Here is a 21386-nt window from a genome sequence, read left to right as displayed (position 1 = left end):
AAGAAATGCCCTTTCCGGAGGGCGCAGCCACCTCACAGGCCGTGAGGATAGTCCTGTTCCAGCATCTCCGGTGTTACCAGCACAATCCCTTTCGGGCTGACATGGAACCGCTCACTGTCCGCTTCCGGGTCAAAACCTATCCGGCTTCCCTCCGGAATCCGGCAGCCGCGGTCTATGACCGCCCTGCGGATCTCGCAATTGCGGCCAATATCAACATCCGGGAAGATCACGGAATCATTGACTTCACTGTAGGAATGCACACGCACCTGGGAAAACAGGAGGGAATTTCTCACAGTCGCCCCGGAGACAATGCATCCCCCTGCCACCATGGAGTCCACCGCCGTCCCCCGGCGCCCATCTTCATCAAATACGAATTTGGCCGGGGGAAGCTGCTCCTGATAGGTCCATATTGGCCACTCCGGATCGTAAAGGTCCAACTCGGGGCTGACCCCGATGAGCTCCAGATTTGCTTGCCACAGGGCATCGATAGTGCCCACGTCCCTCCAGTAGGCGCCGGTCTCCCGGATCGGGTCCCGGAAGGGGAAGGCAACAACTCTGCGCCTTGCGATCATGGAAGGAATGATATCCTTGCCAAAATCGTGGGATGAGGTAGTCAGTTCATGGTCGCGCTCCAGCTCCTCGAAAAGTATGCGGGTGCTGAATACGTAAATGCCCATGGAGGCCAGGGTCCGGCCTGGCTTGTCAGGCAAGTCCTTGGGATTTTCAGGTTTCTCCAGGAATTCCGTAACAAGGTAATCGCTGTTCACTGACATCACGCCAAAAGCCGAGGCCTCCTCCACCGGTACCTCCACGCAGCCCACGGTCACGTCTGCCTCTTGCTCTACATGGGCCGCAAGCATGGTGCCATAGTCCATCTTGTAGACATGATCGCCCGCCAGGATAAGTACATACTCCGGTCCGTGGGCCTTGATGATATCAAGGTTCTGCATGACGGCATCGGCTGTTCCCTCGTACCAGGAGGTTTCTATGCGCTGCTGGGCCGGAAGCAGTTCCACGAATTCATCCATCCCGGGGCGAAAAGTACCCCAGGCCCTCTGGACATGGCGGATCAGTGAATGGGCCTTGTACTGGGTTATGACGCCCACCCGGCCTATTCCTGAGTTAACGCAGTTTGAAAGCGGGAAATCGACTATCCGGAATTTTCCACCAAACGGCACGGCGGGTTTTGCACGCCAGTTGGTAAGGTCGTAGAGGCGGCTGCCGCGGCCTCCGGCAAGCACCAGGGCGAGTGTCTGACGGGTAAGGCGGCTTACGAAGCGCATGGAGCTCTCCTTTGCATGGGACTGGCGTGGATCACACCTGGTTACGTTACAACATCATGAAATAAATATAGCATCAATTATCTTGTGACCGACAAACCGGCCAGATGAATTGTTGCGCTGAAAAATGCGACCAGAAAACACATCGTGAGCCGAGCGCCGTCATGAAGCTCTTTTCTGTTGGTCCCGACTTAGTAATGCTTCGAAAGCATCCTGGTGAAGAGGGCCGGAGAACAGAAAGCCCTGGGCATAATCACAGCCGGCCCGGGACAGGAATTGCAATTGCTCGTCGGTCTCAACGCCCACTCCAACCACCTGGACGCCGATCGCGTGAGCCATGGCGATGACGCCCTCCAGTATGCGGTCGGCATCACCGCCCTGGCCCGCGTCCCTGATCAGCTCTCTGTGTATCTTGACACTGTCCGGCCTGAACTCCTGAAGAGCCAAAAGAGAGAACGGCTCGATACCAAAATCGTCGATGGCCAGGTGTAGCCGCAAACCTTCCAGGCTAAAGCTCTCGACGGGGTTGAACCCGGAGGCGCGAATGTTGTTAAGGGAGGCCGGAGTCAGTTCCAGGGTGATGTGGCTCTCATCAAAACCGACCTGTGCCAGCCTTGTTCGCCATTGCTCTACAAGGGTTCGGGTGAAAAAGGACGTCGGTGACTGGTTGATACTGACCGGAAAGGCCTGATCATTCGGGTCGCGCCAGCGGAGCGAGCAGGTCACTGCCTGCTCCAGTACGTAGGCGGCGATGCTTTCCGTCATGCCGTTTTGTTCCGTAACGCCGAGAAAGGCCTCTGGAGTCAACAGACCTTTGTCCGGATGATTCCAGCGGAGCAAGGCTTCTGCCCCGGAGATGGCGCCATGACGAATGTTGATGACAGGTTGATAATAAACTTCCATCTGACCGTCCCTGAGCGCGTCATGCAGTTCCCGGTTCAGCCGCATATGCTCGGATTCGTTCTGCGCCATCCATGACTCGTAGACCTGAACCTGTTGGCCTCCACGCTCCTTGGCAGCGTACATGGCCTGGTCGGCATTGTGCATCAGCTGGGCGCCATCCTTGCCGTCATCGGGGAAAACGGTCAGCCCGATGCTGCCGGACAGGTGTACCTGGTGAGAATCGACGTCAAAGGCCTGTTCGAGACTGCTCAGAAGTGTTTTGGCGACTTCCTGCGCACTATCCCTGCCGGTTTCCTTCAGAATCAGGGTGAATTCGTCTCCGCCAAGACGGGCCACGGTATCCATAGCCCGGACCTTGGAGCTTATCCGTTCGGCTACCAGCGCCAGAAGCCGGTCACCGGGCTCGTGGCCGATCTGGTCGTTGGCTTGCTTGAAGCGGTCCAGGTCAATGAACAGCAAGGCAAAGGCGCTTTCCTTTCGTTGCGCCTCCAGCAAGGTCTGCTCAAGACGGTCAAGGAACAGCCGCCGATTCGGGATACCGGTGAGCGAATCAAAATTGGCGCTTTGCCAGACCTGATACTCAGCCTGTTTGCGCTCGGTGATGTCCCGCGAGGTCTTGACCACAGCTTCAACTTCGTCCCGGTCGTTAAACACCGGGACAAACTGGCAGTCAAAATACGACACAGGGCCAGAGGGTAAGCAGTGATAAAACTCCCTGCGCTGAGTCTGACCGGTCGTAACGGTTGTGTTAATCGCGTCGTGCAGCTCTGCAGCCGAGCCCAGGCCCAGATCAAGTGGCGTTTTACCAACAATGTCCCGGTGCGTCGCATTCACGAGATCGGCCATCGCCTTATTGAGGAACAGATGCCTGCCATCGGGATCGAAAATGGCAACGGGATCAAGGGAGGCTTGCAAGGCGATTTCCAGCGCGGCTTCTCCCCAGTCTTCAAGCAGATGCTCCTTTTTCGCCTGGATAAATTGGGCCAGTTTCATAAACATGGGCCTTTTCTGACGATTTGCCGGTGGCTGGGTAATCGGTTCACAGGCTGCCAGGATCACAGATGAACTCCGACTATGGCTGTGAAGGCATTAATGAGCGGTGTAGCCACCATCAATGACCAGTTCACTCCCAGTGACGAATTTGGATTCGTCAGAGGCCAGATAGACCGCACCCCAGGCAATATCATCGGGCTCCCCCATGTGGCCCACCGGATGAAGGGCGGCCGTGGCTTTCCTTGCTTCCTCCGGATCCTGCCCGGTGGTCTTGAGATGGGCTTCGACCAGCGGTGTCCAGATAAATCCCGGATGGATGGAGTTGGCGCGAATGTTTTCGGTGGCATACAGCATGGCATCGGTTTTGGACATCAGCCGCACAGCACCCTTGGACGCATGGTAGGGCGGAATATCCGGAGCACTTACAATGCCATAGATGGATGACAGGTTGATGATGCTGCCAACGCCCGCTTTTTTCATATGGGGAATGGCATGCTTGGTGCAGAAAAACACGCCCTTGACGTTTACGTTCTGCACGTCATCCCACTCTTCCTCAGTGAGTTCGTGGGTGGGCTTGTTCGCCCCTGATATTCCGGCATTGTTAACCAGCACGGTCAGACTGCCAAAGGTATCAGCAACCTCGTCCAGCACCTGTTTGACCTCCTGCTCATTACTGACATCACAATGCCAGTAGCCGGCCTTGAAACCACGATCCTTTAACTGATTGGCGAGAAGCTCGCCCTTCTGATCCTGGCAGTCAAGAATAGCCACAGCTGCGCCTTCTTCTGCCATACGGGTTGCGGTGGCGGCTCCGATGCCCACAGCGCCGCCTGTTACGACGGAAACCTTACCGTTGAGTCGCTTCATAAAAATCCTCCTTGAGACTTTCGTAGGCATGCTGGCCAACGGGAAAACCGCTCATCGGCCTGCGGTGTTTGCCAAGCCACTGGACCAAAGCCGCGATAGTGAAATCGTCATTTTCAACCCCATCGAAATCGACCCCAAGACCATTGTCTGTCTTGCGGACAACCTGGGCTTTGAGCCGACGACACTGGTTTTGCTGTTTGTCAGGGAAGCGAAATTCGATCTCCAGGGTCTGGTTCAGCTGAATGTCGGTGTGGTCCGTGGCAATAAAGAGCCCCCGTTTTGATGCATCCCGGATCTGTCCGGTTGCCACGGGCATTCCGCGTTTATAAATCAGCAACCCAAGTTTGCCATCGGTGCGTTTGCTCAGTCTGTGTTCCATGCTTCCCTCCTCAGGATTCCGCAAGCGTGCCACCTCCTGGCACTGTCTGTACGGTATCCCACAAAGTGTAGTCATCTTTTGATGCTGATCAAAAAACATCCTGTCTTTGCTGGGGGCGTGTTTGAAAAATAACCAGTCGATCCTACAGTCAACAATAGCAACGTTCGCGGAGAAGCCTCCGGCTGGCGCCATCGGCATGGGGCGTATCTCGCGAGCGAAGCCGGTATCAACATTTATTTCAAATTCATGGAAGGAGTTTTCGAATGGCTAACATTACCCGCTGGAACCCGCTCAATGAGCTTGATGACCTGATGAGCCGCTACAACCGGCTATTTGGCCTGACACGCGGCAACGAGGAGTCGGGAGAAAATGATCTGTTCAGCAGCAGCGACTGGATCCCGGTCGTGGATATCAAGGAAACCCCGGAGGCCTTCACTATCGAGGCGGAACTGCCGGGTATGTCCAAGGAGGACGTGAAAGTCACTGTGCAGAACGGCGTTTTAAGCATTCAGGGTGAACGCAAGCACGAGGAAGACACCGACGACGAGAAGCAGCACCGCATTGAGCGCTTCTACGGCAGCTTCCTGCGTCGATTTACCCTGCCCGAAAACGTGGATGAAGACAGCATCAAGGCCAATTTCAAGGATGGTGTTTTGTCCCTCAAACTGGCCAAGGCCGAGCCCGCTGAGCCCAAGTCCATTGAAGTGGACGTTCAGTAAATCTGCAAGGCTGACAGTGGCAGAGCCGGCGATTCAGGCCTGCCACTATGTCAGTGTGCAGGGGGCTTTCTCATGGGTGTTAACCCCTTATGGGGAAGCAAGAGATTACTGTAGGATAAAATCCAATGGGATGGCAGAACGCTATGGAATGAACGCTTACTTTCCAGTCTATAATTATCAGCACCTGAGCTGGTGGAACCTCTCCTCCTGAATAGGCAGAAATCATAATGCGCGCGTTGTTCGTCACCAGCGAGGTCTATCCGATCATCAAGACCGGCGGACTTGCAGACGTCTCGGCAAGCCTGCCGGAGGCATTGTGCAACCTCGGTCTCGACGTACGGGTGCTGCTACCCGGCTACCCCGCTGCTCTGCAGGTCGCCAGGGAGAAAGGCTCGGGTATCATTGCTCAGCTTGACATCGGCGAATATGCGGTAACCCTTTACGAAACACTCATCCCTGGCACCACGGTCAACGTCTGGGTGGTGGACTGTCCGGCCCTGTTCGACCGACCGGGCAACCCCTACCAGAATGACCGCGGAGAAGACTGGGAAGACAACGCTCTGCGCTACTATCTGTTCGCCAGGGTTGCCGCACTTATTGCCCTGGGGGAGGCCGGGCTGCGGTGGATACCCGATGTGGTCCACTGCAATGACTGGCAGTCCGGCCTTGTACCTGCCCTTCTGCCCGACAGCCGCCCGTGCCCGGCCACGGTTTTCACGGTTCACAACCTGGCTTATCAGGGCGTCTTTCCGGCCGAAACCTTCCGGGAGCTTGAACTGCCCGACAGCCTCTGGCATTTCAGCGGCCTCGAATTCCATGGCCGCTTTTCCTTTATCAAGGGCGGCCTGGTCTTTAGCGACCGCCTGACAACAGTAAGCCCGGCCTACGCCCGGGAGATCCAGCAGCCGGAATTCGGCTATGGTCTTGATGGCCTGCTCCGGCACCGGGCGCCTGTCCTCTCCGGCGTTCTGAATGGCATAGATACCCGAGTCTGGAACCCCGAAAACGATCGCTTTCTGGATCATGCCTATGACGGCGACAGTATCCACAACAAGCGCTTGTGCCGGGCTGATCTGCAGCGGAATCTCGGCCTCGATGCCAGCCAGGAGAAACCCGTGCTGGGGTACATTGGCAGGCTGGTCGAACAGAAAGGCGTTGATCTGCTGCTACAGGTTGTTCCCGAGATGTTGCAACAGGGTTGCCAGGTGGTCATTCTGGGCTCAGGGATGCCCCATTTCGAGCAGGATCTGCGCGCCCTGGCCGATCTCTGGCCTGGCAGGCTCTCACTCACCATTGGCTACGATGAAGCCCTGGCCCATCGCATCACTGCCGGGGCTGATATTTTCATGATGCCCTCGAGGTTTGAACCCTGCGGTCTCAATCAGATGTACAGCCTGCAGTACGGAACCGTTCCGGTGGTGCATCGGGTTGGGGGACTGTCGGATACGGTGACCGACCCCCTGGACAGCTCCTGTTCGCTGGCAAATGGCTTCTGCTTCAGTGGTGGCGGAGCCGGCGCGTTTACAGAAGCACTGAACCGGGCCCTCAGGTGCTTTCAGGATCCGCTTGCCTGGCGGCGGTTGCAGATCAATGGAATGAATGGAGAGTACTCCTGGCAACGCCGGGCCGGAACCTATACCGAGATCTACAAAGAAGCCCTGGCAGAACGCCGGGCGATGTCAGAATGATCCAACGGAAATGCCCTTTCGGAGGCAGGCAGAATGGACAATGTCACGGAATTCAAACTGGAAGCCCAACCTCTCATCCCCGAGCCCCTGATCAGACTGCGGGAACTGGCAAATGATCTTTTTTACAGCTGGGATTACGGTCTTCGCAGCCTTTTTATCCGCATGGACGCGAACCTGTGGGAAAGGGTTGAGCATAACCCCAAGCTGTTCCTGCGCCGGGTAGCACAGAGCCGACTGGACCAGGCCGCAGAAGATCGTGCTTTTCTGGCGGAGTACCGCCGGGTTCTGAGCGACTACGACTTTTATCTGGAGTCAGAGCCCCGGGCGGAAGTAACCGAAAAGCTTGATCCGACCACGACCCTGGTCGCCTATTTTTGCGCTGAGTTCGGCTTTCACGAAAGCTTCCCCATCTATTCAGGCGGGCTCGGTATCCTTGCGGGTGATCACTGCAAGGCAGCCAGCGACCTGGGCTTGCCGTTTGTGGCAGTGGGGCTGTTGTATCAGCAGGGTTACTTTATCCAGAGCATTGATCCCCAGGGCCGGCAGATAGCCCTCTATCAGACCCATCCCAGCGACGAATTGCCCATCACTCTTGTGGAGCAGAACGGAACCCCTCTTCACGTTTCGGTTGCTTTTCCTGGCAGAGAGATTCAGGCCTGTGTCTGGGAAGCACGCATTGGCCATATCAGGCTGTATTTGCTGGATACGAACGTCAGCGAAAACAGCCCTGAAGACCGTGAACTGACCCTCCAGCTATACGGTGGTGACGAGACCACCCGTATAAGCCAGGAAATGCTGCTGGGCATCGGCGGCGCCCGGGCGCTGGAGGCGCTGGGTCTGAACCCTACGGTGTGGCATATCAATGAGGGCCACGCCGCATTCCAGATTCTGGAGCGTTGCCGCCGGGCCATGACTACGGGGCTGGACTTCGAAGCAGCTCTGGAGCTTGTGGCTGGCTGCACCCTGTTCACCACCCACACGCCGGTTGCAGCCGGCCATGACATTTTTTCCCGGGGGCTGACACACCATAATCTGGACAACTACCTGCAGGAATCCGGGCTGGATTTTGAGAAGGTCTTTGCCCTCGGCGCAAGTTCTGCAGGGGACGCCTTCAACATGACCAGCCTTGGCCTGCGCGGCTCCCGTTTCCATAATGGCGTCAGCCGGATTCATGGCGGGGTGGCGTCGCAGATGGAACAGCACCTGTGGCCCCAGGTGCCAGCAGAAGAAAACCCTATCGAATACATCACCAATGGGGTCCATGTTTCAACATTCCTCGCGCCCGAATGGACACGCCTTTTTGACATGGAGGCGCCTACCTGGCGGAGCAACCTCCGCGACCCGGACTTCTGGGAATTCGTGGACCGGATTCCTGATCATCAGTTCTGGACCGTTCATCAGAGTCTCAAGCAGCAGATGGCGGAATCCATTTCCCGGAGGGTGGCAAGACAGCACGCACGCAACGGAACCGGTCATACCGTGACTGACACAATGACCAGACAGCTTCTGTCGACGGACAGGGACACGCTGGTAATAGGTTTTGCCCGCCGCTTTGCCACCTATAAGCGGGCCACGCTGATCTTCTCCGACCTCGACCGCCTGCAGAGGCTGTTGACCAATCCAGACAGACCCGTCGTGCTGGTATTCGCCGGCAAGGCTCACCCCCGGGACAACCCCGGACAACAGCTGATCAAGGTGATCCATGACCTTTCCATGGAGCGCGAGTTCATGGGTCACATCCTGCTGCTGGAAAATTACGATCAGGCCATGGCCAGGCGTCTGCTGGCAGGGGTGGACGTATGGCTGAATACGCCCGAATACCCAAGGGAAGCCAGCGGCACTTCCGGAGAAAAAGCCGCGCTCAATGGTGCGCTCAACCTCAGCATTCTGGACGGCTGGTGGGGCGAAGGCTATGACGGCCATAACGGTTGGGCGATTACCCCGCGGGATATGGAACTGGATGCCGAATTCCGTAACGAGGAAGAGGCCCGTGATCTGCTGGACCTGCTTGAATTTGAAGTCACCCCGCTTTATTACGAACGGGCCCACCAGGGCTATTCACGAGGCTGGGTGGAGCGCTCAAAGGCATCCATGAAAACCGTCACCCCCCGCTTTAACAGCGAGCGGATGGTGATGGATTACACCACCAGATTCTACCAGGCTGCCACGGAACAGGGCGTGCAGCTCGCCGCGGATGAGGGGCGACTGGCGCGCGAACTGGCCCAGTGGAAGCAGAAAATCCGCGCAGCCTGGCCGGGGGTAAGCCTCACGATGCCAGAATGCCCGGAGGTAAAATGCCGCCACGGTGAAAAGATTCCGCTGATGGTCAGCGCCAATCTGAACGGCCTCGGGCCAGAGGACGTGCGGGTGGAATGCCTGCTGACACCGGACGGCACCGGCAACTCCGAGCCCGACGCGGCCACCCGATTCCGGCTGGATTTTGCAAAAGAGAACGACGGCATGATGGAGTTCTCCGCCAGCATCACGCCATCCTACGCCGGGCTTCAGACACTGCGCCTGCGTATGTATCCCGTCCACCAGGCACTCAGTCACCCGCTGGAGATGGGGTTCATGGTCTGGGTCTGACCCTGCTCCCGAAATGCCGGGAGCAGCCTGCACGGCAGCAATGATGCCAGCCGGGACAATCCGGAGGGCTGCCGCGCAGACGTCTTTTACGCCGGGCGGAGTACCACCACCGCCAGCGGCGGCAGCGTAAGGGAAAGGCTCGCTGACTGCCCATGACGCGGCGTATCTTCAGTCACCAGTTGGCTGTGGTTACCGACATTGGTGCCGCCGTAGACCGCAGCATCGCTGTTGAATACTTCTGTCCAGACTCCCGCCGGGGACACACCAATCTGATAGTCGCTGTGGGACAGGGGCGTCATGTTGGCAACAACCAGTACCGGGTTACCCGGCTGATCATGTCGCAGCCAGGCAAATACGCTGTTTTTCCGGTCGTCCCCGATCACCCACTGGAATCCCTCCGGCACCGCGTCAGCCTGATGCAGTTCCCGGGTTTCCCTGTAAAGATGATTGAGATCCCTCACCAGGTCCTGCACTCCCTTGTGCCTGGGGTCGCGCAGTAGTGTCCAGTCCAGCTCGCGGTCATGGTCCCACTCCCGCCACTGGCCGAACTCACAGCCCATAAACAGCAGTTTTTTGCCCGGATGGGTCCACATGAACGAAAGATAGGCCCTCAGGTTGGCGAACTGCTGCCACTCATCCCCTGGCATTTTCCCGATCAGGGAGCCTTTGCCGTGGACCACTTCATCGTGGGAAATAGGCAGGACGAATCTTTCCGAAAAGGCATACACCAGGCCGAAGGTCAGTTTGTCATGGCTCCAAAAGCGGTAAAGCGGATCCTCGGCTATATACTCCAGGGTGTCGTGCATCCAGCCCATGTTCCATTTATAGGCAAAACCGAGTCCACCAGCGGCGGTAGGCTCGGTGACGCCAGGCCAGGCCGTAGACTCCTCTGCGATAACCTGGGCGCCGGGCACATCCTCTTTCACCACATCGTTGAGATGGCGGAGAAAGTCGATAGCCTCCAGGTTTTCCCGCCCACCATATTCATTGGGAATCCATTCTCCTTCCTTGCGGGAATAATCCCGGTACAGCATGGAAGCAACCGCATCCACTCGCAGGGCATCCACATGGTAGTCCCGCAACCACTGCAACGCGGAGGACAGCATGAAGCCATGCACCTCACGCCTGCCCAGGTTGTAAATATAGGTATCCCAGTCCTGGTGAAAGCCCTCGAACGGGTGCTCGTATTCATACAGGGCGGTACCATCAAAGCGCCCCAGGCCATGGGTGTCCGTGGGAAAGTGCGCCGGTACCCAGTCGAGAATCACGCCCAGCCCGGCGCGATGGCAGGAATCGACAAAAGCAGCAAAGTCACGGGTATTGCCAAAACGTCCGCTCGGAGCAAACTGGCTGAGGAGCTGGTAGCCCCAGGAACCGCCAAAAGGGTGTTCCATGATCGGCATCAGTTCGATGTGAGTGAAGCCAAGGTCGACGGCATAGGGAATCAGGTGCTCGGCCAGCGATCCCCAATCGTATATCTCGCCATGGTCACCGCCGTGCTTGCGCCAGGAAGCGGCATGAACCTCGTACACCGAAATGGGGCTGGCGGGAGCCTGGGCGTCAGCCCGCCCGGCGATCCATTCCTCATCATGCCACTCGAACGGGGAGGTATCAGCGACCACTGAAGAGGTACTCGGCGGTGCCTGGGTGGCGAGTGCCACCGGGTCGGCCTTGAGCACTGGCTCACCATGGATAGTGACCACCTCGTACTGATAGGCCTCTCCCGGGCCCAGCCGTGGCAGGAACAGTTCCCAGATGCCGGTCGGCTCGCGCTTGCGCATGGGGTGACGGCGACCGTCCCAGCTATTGAAATCGCCCACCACGGATACCCGCCGCGCATTTGGAGCCCAGACTGCAAACCGTACCCCCTCTACGCCGTCGATCTCCGTGGGCTGGGCTCCGAGACAGTGCCCGATCTCACGATGCGTACCTTCGCCAATGAGATAAACATCCAGCTCACCGAGAAGAAGGCCAAATGAATACGGGTCCTCGGTCTCCTGTATCACACCGTCCGGCCAGCGAATTCGCAGCGTGTAGGGAGCGGCATGGGGTAACAGGCCGGCGAACAGACCCGGTATCTGGACCGACGTCAGGCTGCATCGCAATGCGCTGTCCTTGCTGTCAAGCACATCGACTCCCAGTGCACCGGGCACATAGACCCGCAGAGCCATACCCCCTGCGGTTTCATGAATGCCAAGTACGGAAAACGGATTGCCATGACGGGCATTCGCCAGGGCCTCTGCATCCGTGTGCGGAAGCCAGAGACTCTGGTCAACGGTGGATTTTCCGGCAGTTTCATGCATTCCCTTCTCCCTTGTTCATCTGATCAGCGATAGCAGCCAGTCCGCGCAACGGAACCTTGAGCCACCCGGGCCTGTTGGCAGCCTCGTAAGCAATTTCGTAAGCGGTTTTCTCCAGCAGGAACAGCTGCAGGGCGGCTTCCTCGCCGTCTGCATGCTGCCACCGGTGGGCAATGCCCGCGGCGCTCTGGCGATAGCTCTGCAGGAATACCTGGCTGCTGGTGCGCCGGTACTGGTCGGCTACTTCCCGGCTCTGCTGGCTCGCATTCGGGCTGGCCTCCGGTAAGGTTGCCCTGTCGCCTGCCACTGCACTCGCGTAGTCGAAAGATCGCAGCACGCCTGCCACATCCTTCCAGGGGCAGTCCTTCGCACGTCTCTCACTCAGGGGCCTGGCCGGCTCTCCCTCGAAATCAATGAGATAGGCGTCATCATGGGACACCAGTACCTGGCCGAGGTGCAGATCGCCATGGATTCTGGTCAGAAGGCTACCCTTGGCCCTGTGCGCCAGGTTTTCCGCAAGACTGATCAGGTTATCGCGCTGCTCAAGGACCTGGCTGGCCAGTCGCTGGTCCTCCTCTGAAACGTCCCGGGCATGTCTGTGTAAAAGATCAAGCGCCTCCCTGACTCTCAGCCCCACCCGCACGGCCCAGAGGCTGACCTGTTCCTCGCCCGCCATCTCGGGCTGGAATGCGGGATCTGCACCAGGCCTGGCCAGCACCTGGTGCAACTCTCCGAGACGTTGTCCCAGTGTCGCGGCGAAAGCTTCCAGCTCATCAAATGCACCGAAGCCCCTCTCCATTGTGCCGGAGTCTTCATCAAGGGCAGCCTCGTGAATGGCCCGTTCCAGGGTGTTGCCAGTCCATGACCAGGCGTCTCCCTGGTTCTCGATATAGCCCTGGGCCAGAATCAGCGTATGGGGATCCTCCCCTTCTTCGTGACGCACCACATCGCCGTAAAAGGGCGCCACATGAGTGAAGCCATTGTCGGTAAGGTAACGGGAAATCTCGGCCTCGGGATGAAGCCCCGCCTCAAGGCGTCGCAACACCTTGATGACGACCTGGCGACCAATGATGATGGAGCTGTTGGACTGCTCCACGCCCTGGGGCACAACCTCAACATCAGCGGGGAGCTCAAGAGCCTGCAACAGCGAGGTGGACGAGAACCGCAGTTCACCCCTGCCACAGGGAAGCCGATCGCCCCTGCGCAAATGCTCGAGCAGACACAGGCCAAAATCCTCCAGCACCACGGCATCGGTCAGCAGGCCAACCTCCCGGCCCCGGCGTATCCGGGCCATGGCCAACTGCTGGGCAAGTACCTGGTTTCTGCCACGCTCGCTGACGAAAGCAAGGGGCAACTGATAGCGATCCGATCCGTCGGTGTGGCGGACCTCAATCTCACTCATCAGAAACTCTTTCCCCGAATCACCGATGGGATCGGCATACAGTATGTTCACCGATTCAATACGGGCCTGCTTCGCTCCGAACCAGCGGCGCTTTGGCAGATACTTCAGCAGGACCTCCTTTTCCAGTTCGCCGCGGGGCCCGGGCTCAAGCACCTCCTGAAGGTGACGCCGTGTGATGAGAGTAACGAAATCAGGCATGGGTTCCGGAGGCGAAATATGCCAGGAAGGCATTTCCGACTCGCTGGCCATCAGAAACCAGAAAAATCCGTAGGGGGAGAGGGTCAGATTGTAGTGGGTTTTCTCCACGGGGGGGAAGGCGCTTCCCCCGGTCATTTCTACCGGTACCTTACCCTGGAATTCGGAGAGATCCAGTTCCACAGCCTGCGCCGTGCGAGCGACATTGGCAACGCAGAGCAGGGACTGTGTTTCGCCGTTTGCGTCGGTCAGCTCACGCATGTAGGCCAGAATATGGCGGTTGGCGGGGTACAGCATGCGCATCTCGCCGCGGCTGAAGGCCCGGTACTGCCCTCGCACGGTGAGCATCCGGCGCATGCTGTTTAACAGGGCATGGGGGTCACGCATCTGGGCTTCCACATTGATTGACTGGAAGCCGTACAGCGGATCCATGATGGGAGGCAGCACCAGCCTGGCAGGATCGGCACGGGAAAAGCCACCGTTCCGGTCCATGGACCACTGCATGGGTGTGCGCACACCGTCCCTGTCGCCCAGGTAGATGTTGTCGCCCATGCCGATTTCGTCACCATAATAGAGAATGGGTGTTCCCGGCATGGACAAAAGCAGGCTGTTGAGAAGCTCGACCCGCCGGCGATCCCTCTCCAGCAGGGGAGCCAGACGCCGGCGTATGCCCAGGTTGATTCTGGCACGGCGGTCCGCAGCGTAATGGTTCCAGAGATAGTCCCGTTCCTCGTCGGTCACCATCTCCAGGGTCAGCTCGTCATGATTGCGCAGAAAGATCGCCCACTGGCAGTTTTCCGGAATGTCCGGCGTCTGCCGAAGAATATCCGTGATCGGGAATCGGTCCTCCTGCGCCAGGGCCATGTACATTCGCGGCATGAGGGGGAAATGAAATGCCATGTGGCATTCATCTCCGTCACCAAAATAGGGGCGGGTGTCTTCGGGCCACTGATTGGCCTCGGCCAGCAGCATCCGGTCGGGGTAACGTTCATCAATCACCGCCCGTATGCGCTTCAGGACATCGTGGGTTTCAGGCAGATTTTCGTTGTTGGTGCCCTCTCGCTCCACCAGATAGGGAATAGCGTCCAGCCGAAGCCCGTCTACCCCCATATCCAGCCAGTATTCCATGACCTTGAGAAGTTCATCCAGGACCCGGGGATTGTCAAAATTGAGATCGGGCTGGTGGGAATAAAAGCGGTGCCAGAAATAGGCATTGGCAACCGAATCCCAGGCCCAGTTGGACGTTTCAGTGTCGGTGAAGATAATCCGGGTACCCGGGTATTTGTCGTCGGTGTCCGACCAGACATAAAACTCCCGCTCCGGTGATCCTGGCGGGGCCTTCCGCGCCCGCTGAAACCAGGGGTGCTGGTCGGACGTGTGATTGATCACCAGTTCGGTGATCACCCTCAGGCCGCGCCGGTGAGCTTCTGCAATAAACTCGCGGGCGTCTTCCAGTGTTCCGTAGTCCGGACTCACGTTGCAGTATTCTGCAATGTCATAGCCATCGTCACGGCGGGGGGACGGATAGAACGGCAACAGCCAGATAGCATTGACCCCCAGACTCACGATGTAGTCCAGCTTCTGGATCAGGCCCTGGAAATCACCGATGCCGTCGTCGTTGGCGTCAAAAAATGACTTCACGTGTAATTGATAGATTACAGCGTCCTTGTACCAGAGGGGATCGTTCAGAAACGCCTCTGTCACCGGATTCTCTTGCTCGGTTCTGGCACCCATCGTGGCATTTGCCTCCTCGTGTCACTCAGAACTTGGGCTCGTCGTACGGGCCGTTATCATTCAGGGCAGGTTTACCCTCCAGATGCCAAAGGGAAGCCCCGAGGGATCAAGCCGGGTCCACTGCCATTTCCCGTGCCAGGTCCAGCAATGGCCGTTCATCAGATCCTCCGCATCCAGGGCAGCGTCGTCCGGGAGCCCGAACTCCCAGAGCGGCAATTCGAAACTGCCCTCCTGGGCGTCAAACGGGTCGAGGCTGATCACCACAAAAATCACATTGCTGTTATCCGGCGTGCGTTTGCAGAAATACAGCAGGCGGTCGTTGTTGATGTGGTGAAAGCTGATGCCCAGATGGGTCTGAAATGCCGGGTTTTCCCTGCGGATTCGGTTGAGCTGGGCAATCTCGTAAATGATATTGCCCGGGGCGCTGTAGTTCCTAGGACGTATCTCGTATTTTTCCGAATCGAGATACTCCTCCTTGCCCGGCACCGGTTCGCTTTCGCATAGCTCATAGCCGGAATACATGCCCCAGGAACCCGCGCCCAGGGCAGCCAGGGCGGCCCGGATCAGGAATCCCGCACGGCTGGAGGATTGAAGGAAATATGGATTGATATCCGGGGTATTAATAAAGAAATTGGGGCGATATCCGTAGCACCAGGGCGGGCGGGACAGGGTTGTCAGGTATTCAGTCAGCTCCGCTTTCGTATTACGCCAGGTAAAGTAGGTATAACTCTGGGTAAACCCCAGCTTGCCCAGGTGCAGCATGACTGCTGGCCGGGTAAAGGCTTCAGACAGGAAGATGATCCCCGGGTCCCGGCTACGGATATCATCGATAAGCCATTCCCAGAAGGGGAAAGGCTTGGTGTGGGGGTTATCGACCCGGAAAATACGCACGCCCTGGTCGATCCAGCCCTGCACTACGTCCCGCAATGCCAGCCAGAGATCCGGAATGGCATCGTCGGCATAGAAATCCACGTTGACGATGTCCTGATACTTTTTGGGCGGATTTTCGGCATAGCGTATCGACCCGTCAGGACGCCACGAAAACCAGCCGGGGTGTTCCTTCAGCCAGGGGTGATCCGGGGAGCACTGGATGGCAAAGTCCAGGGCGATCTCCAGACCATGGGCGGCAGCCGCCCTTTCCAGCTCCTGAAAATCCTCAAAGGTGCCCAGTTCCGGATGAATGGCTTCATGGCCCCCTTCCTCGCTGCCAATGGCATAAGGGCTGCCGACATCGTCCGGGCCCGCTTCCAGCGTGTTGTTCTTGCCCTTGCGATGGGTCCGGCCGATGGGGTGGATCGGAGTGAAATAGAGCACATCGAACCCCATGTCCCGGATCATGGGCAGCCGTTTCTGGACATCGATGAAGGTACCATGACGGGTGGGGTCATCGGTTTCGGAACGGGGAAACAGCTCATACCAGCTCGCAAACCTCGCTTTGACCCGGTCAACGTAAAAAGGATATTTGACCGCGCTGCGGACCCGATGACGGTGAGGAGCCGCTTGTTCCATGAGCCAGTGGGTATCCGGGGCCAGCATGAGTGCGACCTTGTCGCTATCGGTACTGGTATTTTCAAACTGCGTGTGCAAGGCATTCAGGGCCTTGCGGGTTTGCCCCCGGGCGCGCTCGTGCGCTTCGGCAATCAGAAGACGACCTTCCTCGAGCTCCAGGCCAACCGGCACACCAGCATGATGCTTCTTGTACAGCTCATCGCAGTAAGTGCCGAATACATCCAGCCACGCTTCGATCATGAAGTGGTGCGCGCCCAGATCCTCCGGCCTTACTTCTGCCTCCCACAGGTCATTGCCAGGCGGCGTGACACGAGTCATTGGCTGAGTCTGCCAGTCGCCGCCTTCTTTGCGCCAGCGAACGGCAGCGGACAGCAGGTCGTGACCGTCGGCAAAAATGACGGCGGTTACGGAAAACGGGTCGCCGACGATGGCTTTCGTGGCGTACTTCCCCTGATCGAGGCTGGGCTCAACCGACTCAATGGCAATACGGGGAGCTTTGGCGGCACTTAGTGCCCCTTTCCGATCGTCATCTACTATCCCGGACTTCGACGTCTTGCGTTCATTTTGGCTCACAAGGCTGTCTCCTTTGCCTCTCTCCCGTCAAACCAGCACCACTTGCCTTTTTCTGGCAACCCTGCTTTCAGGCCCGGAAAGGCGCAAACATCTGGATGTTTATCACCGAATCACGACCAGACTTATTTCGTGCTTTTTTTCGCGCCGGCAGCAGTCGGCTTCCTGGTGCCCGGAGCTTTCACCTTAGGCCTGGAGGCCTGATCTGTTTTACTACGGGTTTTGCGCCTGGGCTTTTCTTCGGGTACTGAGCCTGATACGACCTGGGACGGCGGTTCGTCTGCTTGCGGGGTCTCGGCAGGCGACGGCTGTGCTCTGACCATTTGCCGAGCCAACTCCCAGTGACGTTTGTCTTGTTGGTCAGGTTGACCTTCTGCTTGCCAGAGGTAGTACGCTGCTTCCTGAATTCGAAGGTGTTCGTCTGTCATGGAGCCTCCGTTGGCTTGGACAGCCTCTCTCATTTCTCGGATGCCCTGGACCCGAGTCGGTTTCCTCTGCTTTTTTCGCCTTTAAAAGCATTCCCGATCAGGCTCAGACAACGGCGCTTATTTTCAGTATCCATTAGACCAACTTCCGAAGCAATGACTCATGACCCGCCGGTTCCAGAATCGCTTGAAGGAGGCGGACTCCGGGAGCCAATCCGGTTGCGATCGAGTTCTCCAAGGCGTTGGCTAACCTGTTCAACACTCAGCATTCCCTGTGAATCTGGTGACCATCGTCGGCGCCAGTTGGGATGCTCTGTAATAGTGCCGGGCAGATTCGCCTGCTCCTCAAGCCCCAGCAGGTCTTCTACAGGAAGAATAGCCAGCGGGGACGGTGTACGGCCAAGGTGTTGTGCGCAGCCGGCCAGAACGCGGCCGACAGGGAGACCCGATGCCTGAAGCTCTTCAGTATCGGGCTGCACCGGCAGGCCGAGCGCCCTGGCCAGTCTGGCGCGGTCTTTGGCCCGCGTTTTTTGTTCGCTTTCGGCTGTCTCGGTTTCGGGCAGCAGGTCAAACTTTTCCCGCCACTCGATATCCCGACCAGCCCACCAGCCGGCCACGGTAGGCAGATCATGGGTTGACGTCATGGCCATCGCCGCTGGCGACCACAGACCAGGCGGCCGGAAGCCCTGCACGTTATTGCGCTCGAACCAGAGAACATTCATGCCCAGTATGTTGCGATCCGAAAGCCTCTCGCGAAATCCGGGTGCCACCGTGCCCAGGTCCTCTCCTATGACGATAGCCTCATGCCTCACCGATTCCAGCGTTGTAAGCCGGAGCATGTCTTCCAGCGGAAAGCGCACATACCCGCCCTGGTCTGGCCGCTTCCCCGCCGGTACCAGCCACAGGCGCAGAAAACCCAGAATGTGATCGATACGAAGGCCTCCGGCCTGGGCAAAGTTTGCCCGCAGCATATCGATAAAACTCCGGAAACCTGAACGTATCAGGCCATGGGGGGAGAAGGAGCAGAGGCCCCAGTCCTGACCATGCACATTGAAGGAGTCGGGCGGCGCGCCAATGGAAACCCCGGTCAGCATTTCCGCCTGCCGGCTCCACGCCTGACTGCCGGAATCATTGGCACCCACGGCAAGGTCCGCGATCAGACCAATCGCCATACCGGCATCGCGGGCAGCGTCCTGCGCCCGCTGCAACCCATCCGCAACCAGCCACTGCAAAAACGCATGGAAGCCCACCTCACCGGCCTGTTCCCGAGCGAACCTGGCCACGGCAGTGCTCCCGGGGTCGCGGAATTTCGCTGGCCAGCTACGCCAGCTGCCAGGCCCCTGGCTTGCTGACAAGGCCTCGAATCTGCAGTGATCTTCCAGCGTCTCTCCGCCGTGCTCCCGAAATTCCATGAATTGCTGGTACAGGGCGCTATCGTTGCTGCATCCGCCCTCCGCAAAATCCTCATACAGGGCCCGGAGCCATGCCAGTTTCGCTCTGCCCACTGCAGGCCAGTCAATCAGCGCCAGCGATTCCAGATTTTCAAGACGTTGTTCCAGGCCGCAACGGGCAATGGCGGCCTGAACCCTCGATTCGCCAAAAATCGTTTCGGGAGCACAGTAAAGGGCATTGCGCAGAAGCCGACTGGAGGGAGAATAGGGGCCATAATGCCCGGGATCCGAACTGAACATGGCATGGGTCGGACTTACGGTCACCGCCGCAGCCCCCTCGCCCGCGGCGCTGCGGCAGAGATCCTCCAGCGCCCGGGTGTCCCCTGCCCCACCGTCGCCAGGCCGGCGTAATGAATAAAGCTGTGCAGCCAGACCCCACAGTCGCGCCGGCTGGTCACCTGAATGTGCGGCTGCATCCTTTACAGCGGTCTCTCCGACAGAAAAGCATCTCGCCGGAGCAACAGCCAGCGTCAGCCCGCTACCTGAGATGGTCAACTGATGATAGCCCGCCTCGGCAACGGCCGGAATCCGGCCTTTTTTATCGGCCCGACCTTCCTGGCGCTGGCCGCTTTCCAGCTCAATCACATAGTGCGTAGCAGGCGCCAGGGGACAGGGTAAGGTAATGGCACAGCCCTGGTCGGCCGTAATCAACGGAGGGAGCTGAGCCGGGCTTTCGGGATGCCGCAGCCGCTCCAGTTCCTTCAGACTGCTTCGGATTTCTTCCTCATTGCCGGCCGGAAACCCGAGGAGCGGCAGCAAAAGCCCCTGTATGTCAGGCCCCAGGTATTGCACGCAGCCCTCGCTGTCCGTCCATTCAAGGATCAGACCGGCGGCCTCGGCGAGTTTTCGTCTTAAAGCACTCTCATTCATGCGGCGCTCCTGACCCTGGTGGGACGTGGCGCCAACTCAGCACCATGCGTCCCGGTGTTGGGGTTTCGGAAAAATGCCGACTGGGCGGAACCGATGACAGGAACTCCGCCCTGCTCTGAGTCGGCCTCGGATTTGATTCGGGTAAACAAAACAGGCATCCGGTGTTGTGTTTCCATCCGGGCGCGTTTATCAGTCTAGGCTCGATTGATGACTATGACTAAATTCAGACACGTCCACTATGGGTTTTTCCCGGATCATCATCGTTTCCAGTCATCTACCGGCCTCCTTTTAATCCGGATCAATGACGGACGACAACGGCGTAATGCTGTTAAAGTATTGAGGCATAGCGGCCCGGCAGCGGAAATCGGGTATCACGTAAACGGCCAAACCCATACCCGGGTGTCAATCGGCAAGAACCCGGGACTCAATGAGCTTTTAAAGGAGGAAGTTATCTATGACGTCATCGGCAACCGTTCAGTTGCAGGTCGGCAATGCGATTCCGCCAGGTAACGAAAAGGAAACCCAGGAGATCATCGAGTTCTGGCACCGGGCCAATGCCTTCTTCGAGAACCTGTCTTTCAAGGCTCAGGGCAAACTTGGTGGCTCCGCAAACGCCTATCACATCAGCCTGGACGCCGGAGAGCTGGTTGCAGCAATGGAGAACGCCAGGGACCAGTCCGGCTCCTTTTCCGGGCATCAATTGGCCTATGTGGACGACCCTGCCCACACCATCACGGCCGGTCTATCCGTGACCGTCTCCACGGAAGATCACACCATTACGGAGGAAGAGAGTTACCAGGTGGCCACCGTTTTTATTCAACAGTTGGTGATAGCGGTCAATTTGGCCAGACCCGGCGCCATCCGGCTTCTGGATACCCGTTATGCGGGCGCAGGTGCCCACAAATACGAAGCACAGAGTTTCGATTCCAGAATTTATTACGGTGCCCTGAAAGCCTCGCAGGAAAACCAGTGGCCGCCACTGAAACAGCTCTCCCTGGAAACGGTATGGGCCTGGCTGGACGATACTCAAAGCAGCCAGAAGGACACCGCCATAAAAAGCATCAACGAGGTGCTGTTCACCATGCTGAAAGTGGCCGAAAATCGCCATGAATACAGCGCCAGAACAGCGCTGATGGTCATGTATCAGCTGGAGATAATACTTGACTGCCGACAGGTGAACTCCCTGGCTGACGTGTACCACCGGACCGGTCTGATCCTGGAGCATCGCCCCCAGTCTGACGAGTGGCTCTCGGAGTTACAGGGCGCCCGTAACAGTCTGTTCACGGCCAGTGTGCCGGTGCACCGCCCGCCCTTGATCTGCCACACTACAGAGCATGCCCTTCGGCAACAGTCCGGGCAGCATCATTCCGCTGTAGAGTCGGGCACGGCCCTTGTTCTGGCTCTTCTCCATGATCTTGTTGCCCACGGAGCACAGCGATACAGGTTCTCGGAAACCATGGTCCGGGACTGAATCAAACGGGAACAGTCACCGGAGCAGTGGAGCCTTCCTGTTTC

13 protein-coding genes are annotated in these 21386 nt (G+C 58.1%); 4 read left to right on the top strand and 9 right to left on the bottom strand.

Going from position 1 to position 21386, the window contains the following annotated elements:
• Positions 1–32: 32 nt before the first annotated feature.
• The 4 genes from glgC to IE079_RS12800 form a co-directional block, all read right to left on the bottom strand.
• Complete coding sequence (glgC, locus tag IE079_RS12815; RefSeq protein WP_189577017.1) at positions 33–1283, bottom strand: glucose-1-phosphate adenylyltransferase; 1251 nt, start codon at positions 1281–1283, stop codon at positions 33–35.
• A 159-nt stretch (positions 1284–1442) separates the two neighbouring features.
• A complete protein-coding gene (locus tag IE079_RS12810) occupies positions 1443–3176 on the bottom strand; it encodes a putative bifunctional diguanylate cyclase/phosphodiesterase (RefSeq protein WP_189577015.1) in 1734 nt (577 codons plus the stop codon).
• Positions 3177–3272: 96 nt separating this feature from the next.
• Positions 3273–4043 (bottom strand): SDR family NAD(P)-dependent oxidoreductase, encoded by a 771-nt coding sequence (locus IE079_RS12805; protein ID WP_189577014.1) that lies wholly within the window; start codon positions 4041–4043, stop codon positions 3273–3275.
• A complete protein-coding gene (locus tag IE079_RS12800; RefSeq protein ID WP_189577012.1) occupies positions 4024–4422 on the bottom strand; it encodes a PilZ domain-containing protein in 399 nt (132 codons plus the stop codon). Before IE079_RS12800 ends, IE079_RS12805 begins: the two co-directional genes overlap by 20 nt.
• 263 nt (positions 4423–4685) lie before the next feature.
• On the opposite strand from IE079_RS12800, the gene IE079_RS12795 reads away from it, so the two are divergent.
• The 3 genes from IE079_RS12795 to glgP all read left to right on the top strand — a co-directional run bounded on the left by IE079_RS12795 (position 4686) and on the right by glgP (position 9415).
• Positions 4686–5141 (top strand): Hsp20/alpha crystallin family protein, encoded by a 456-nt coding sequence (locus IE079_RS12795; protein ID WP_189577010.1) that lies wholly within the window; start codon positions 4686–4688, stop codon positions 5139–5141.
• A 227-nt stretch (positions 5142–5368) separates the two neighbouring features.
• Complete coding sequence (gene glgA, locus IE079_RS12790) at positions 5369–6829, top strand: glycogen synthase GlgA (protein WP_189577008.1); 1461 nt, start codon at positions 5369–5371, stop codon at positions 6827–6829.
• A 33-nt stretch (positions 6830–6862) separates the two neighbouring features.
• Positions 6863–9415 carry an alpha-glucan family phosphorylase gene (gene glgP, locus IE079_RS12785; RefSeq protein WP_189577006.1) on the top strand — a complete coding sequence of 851 codons (2553 nt, stop codon included), beginning with the start codon at positions 6863–6865 and terminating at the stop codon, positions 9413–9415.
• Positions 9416–9501: 86 nt separating this feature from the next.
• Here glgP and glgB read toward each other — a convergent pair whose 3' ends face one another.
• From glgB to malQ, 5 genes are all read right to left on the bottom strand, one after another.
• The gene (glgB, locus tag IE079_RS12780) at positions 9502–11718 is read right to left on the bottom strand and encodes a 1,4-alpha-glucan branching protein GlgB (protein ID WP_189577004.1); all 2217 of its coding nucleotides are present in this window, start codon (positions 11716–11718) and stop codon (positions 9502–9504) included.
• A complete protein-coding gene (gene treS / locus IE079_RS12775; RefSeq protein WP_189577002.1) occupies positions 11711–15046 on the bottom strand; it encodes a maltose alpha-D-glucosyltransferase in 3336 nt (1111 codons plus the stop codon). Before treS ends, glgB begins: the two co-directional genes overlap by 8 nt.
• A gap of 60 nt (positions 15047–15106) precedes the next feature.
• Positions 15107–17092 (bottom strand): alpha-1,4-glucan--maltose-1-phosphate maltosyltransferase, encoded by a 1986-nt coding sequence (locus tag IE079_RS12770; RefSeq protein ID WP_189577087.1) that lies wholly within the window; start codon positions 17090–17092, stop codon positions 15107–15109.
• A gap of 158 nt (positions 17093–17250) precedes the next feature.
• A complete protein-coding gene (locus IE079_RS19105) occupies positions 17251–17553 on the bottom strand; it encodes a DUF2934 domain-containing protein (protein ID WP_189577000.1) in 303 nt (100 codons plus the stop codon).
• A 158-nt stretch (positions 17554–17711) separates the two neighbouring features.
• Positions 17712–19871, bottom strand: coding sequence for a 4-alpha-glucanotransferase (malQ, locus tag IE079_RS12760; RefSeq protein ID WP_189576998.1), 2160 nt, complete (start codon positions 19869–19871; stop codon positions 17712–17714).
• Positions 19872–20325: 454 nt separating this feature from the next.
• On the opposite strand from malQ, the gene IE079_RS12755 reads away from it, so the two are divergent.
• Positions 20326–21342: a hypothetical protein gene (locus tag IE079_RS12755; protein WP_189576996.1), complete on the top strand. Its 1017-nt coding sequence runs from the start codon at positions 20326–20328 to the stop codon at positions 21340–21342.
• Positions 21343–21386: the final 44 nt, after the last annotated feature.

It is taken from the genome of Marinobacter zhanjiangensis (assembly GCF_014651935.1).
GTDB lineage: Bacteria > Pseudomonadota > Gammaproteobacteria > Pseudomonadales > Oleiphilaceae > Marinobacter > Marinobacter zhanjiangensis.
This window is presented reverse-complemented; position numbering and strand designations above follow the sequence as displayed.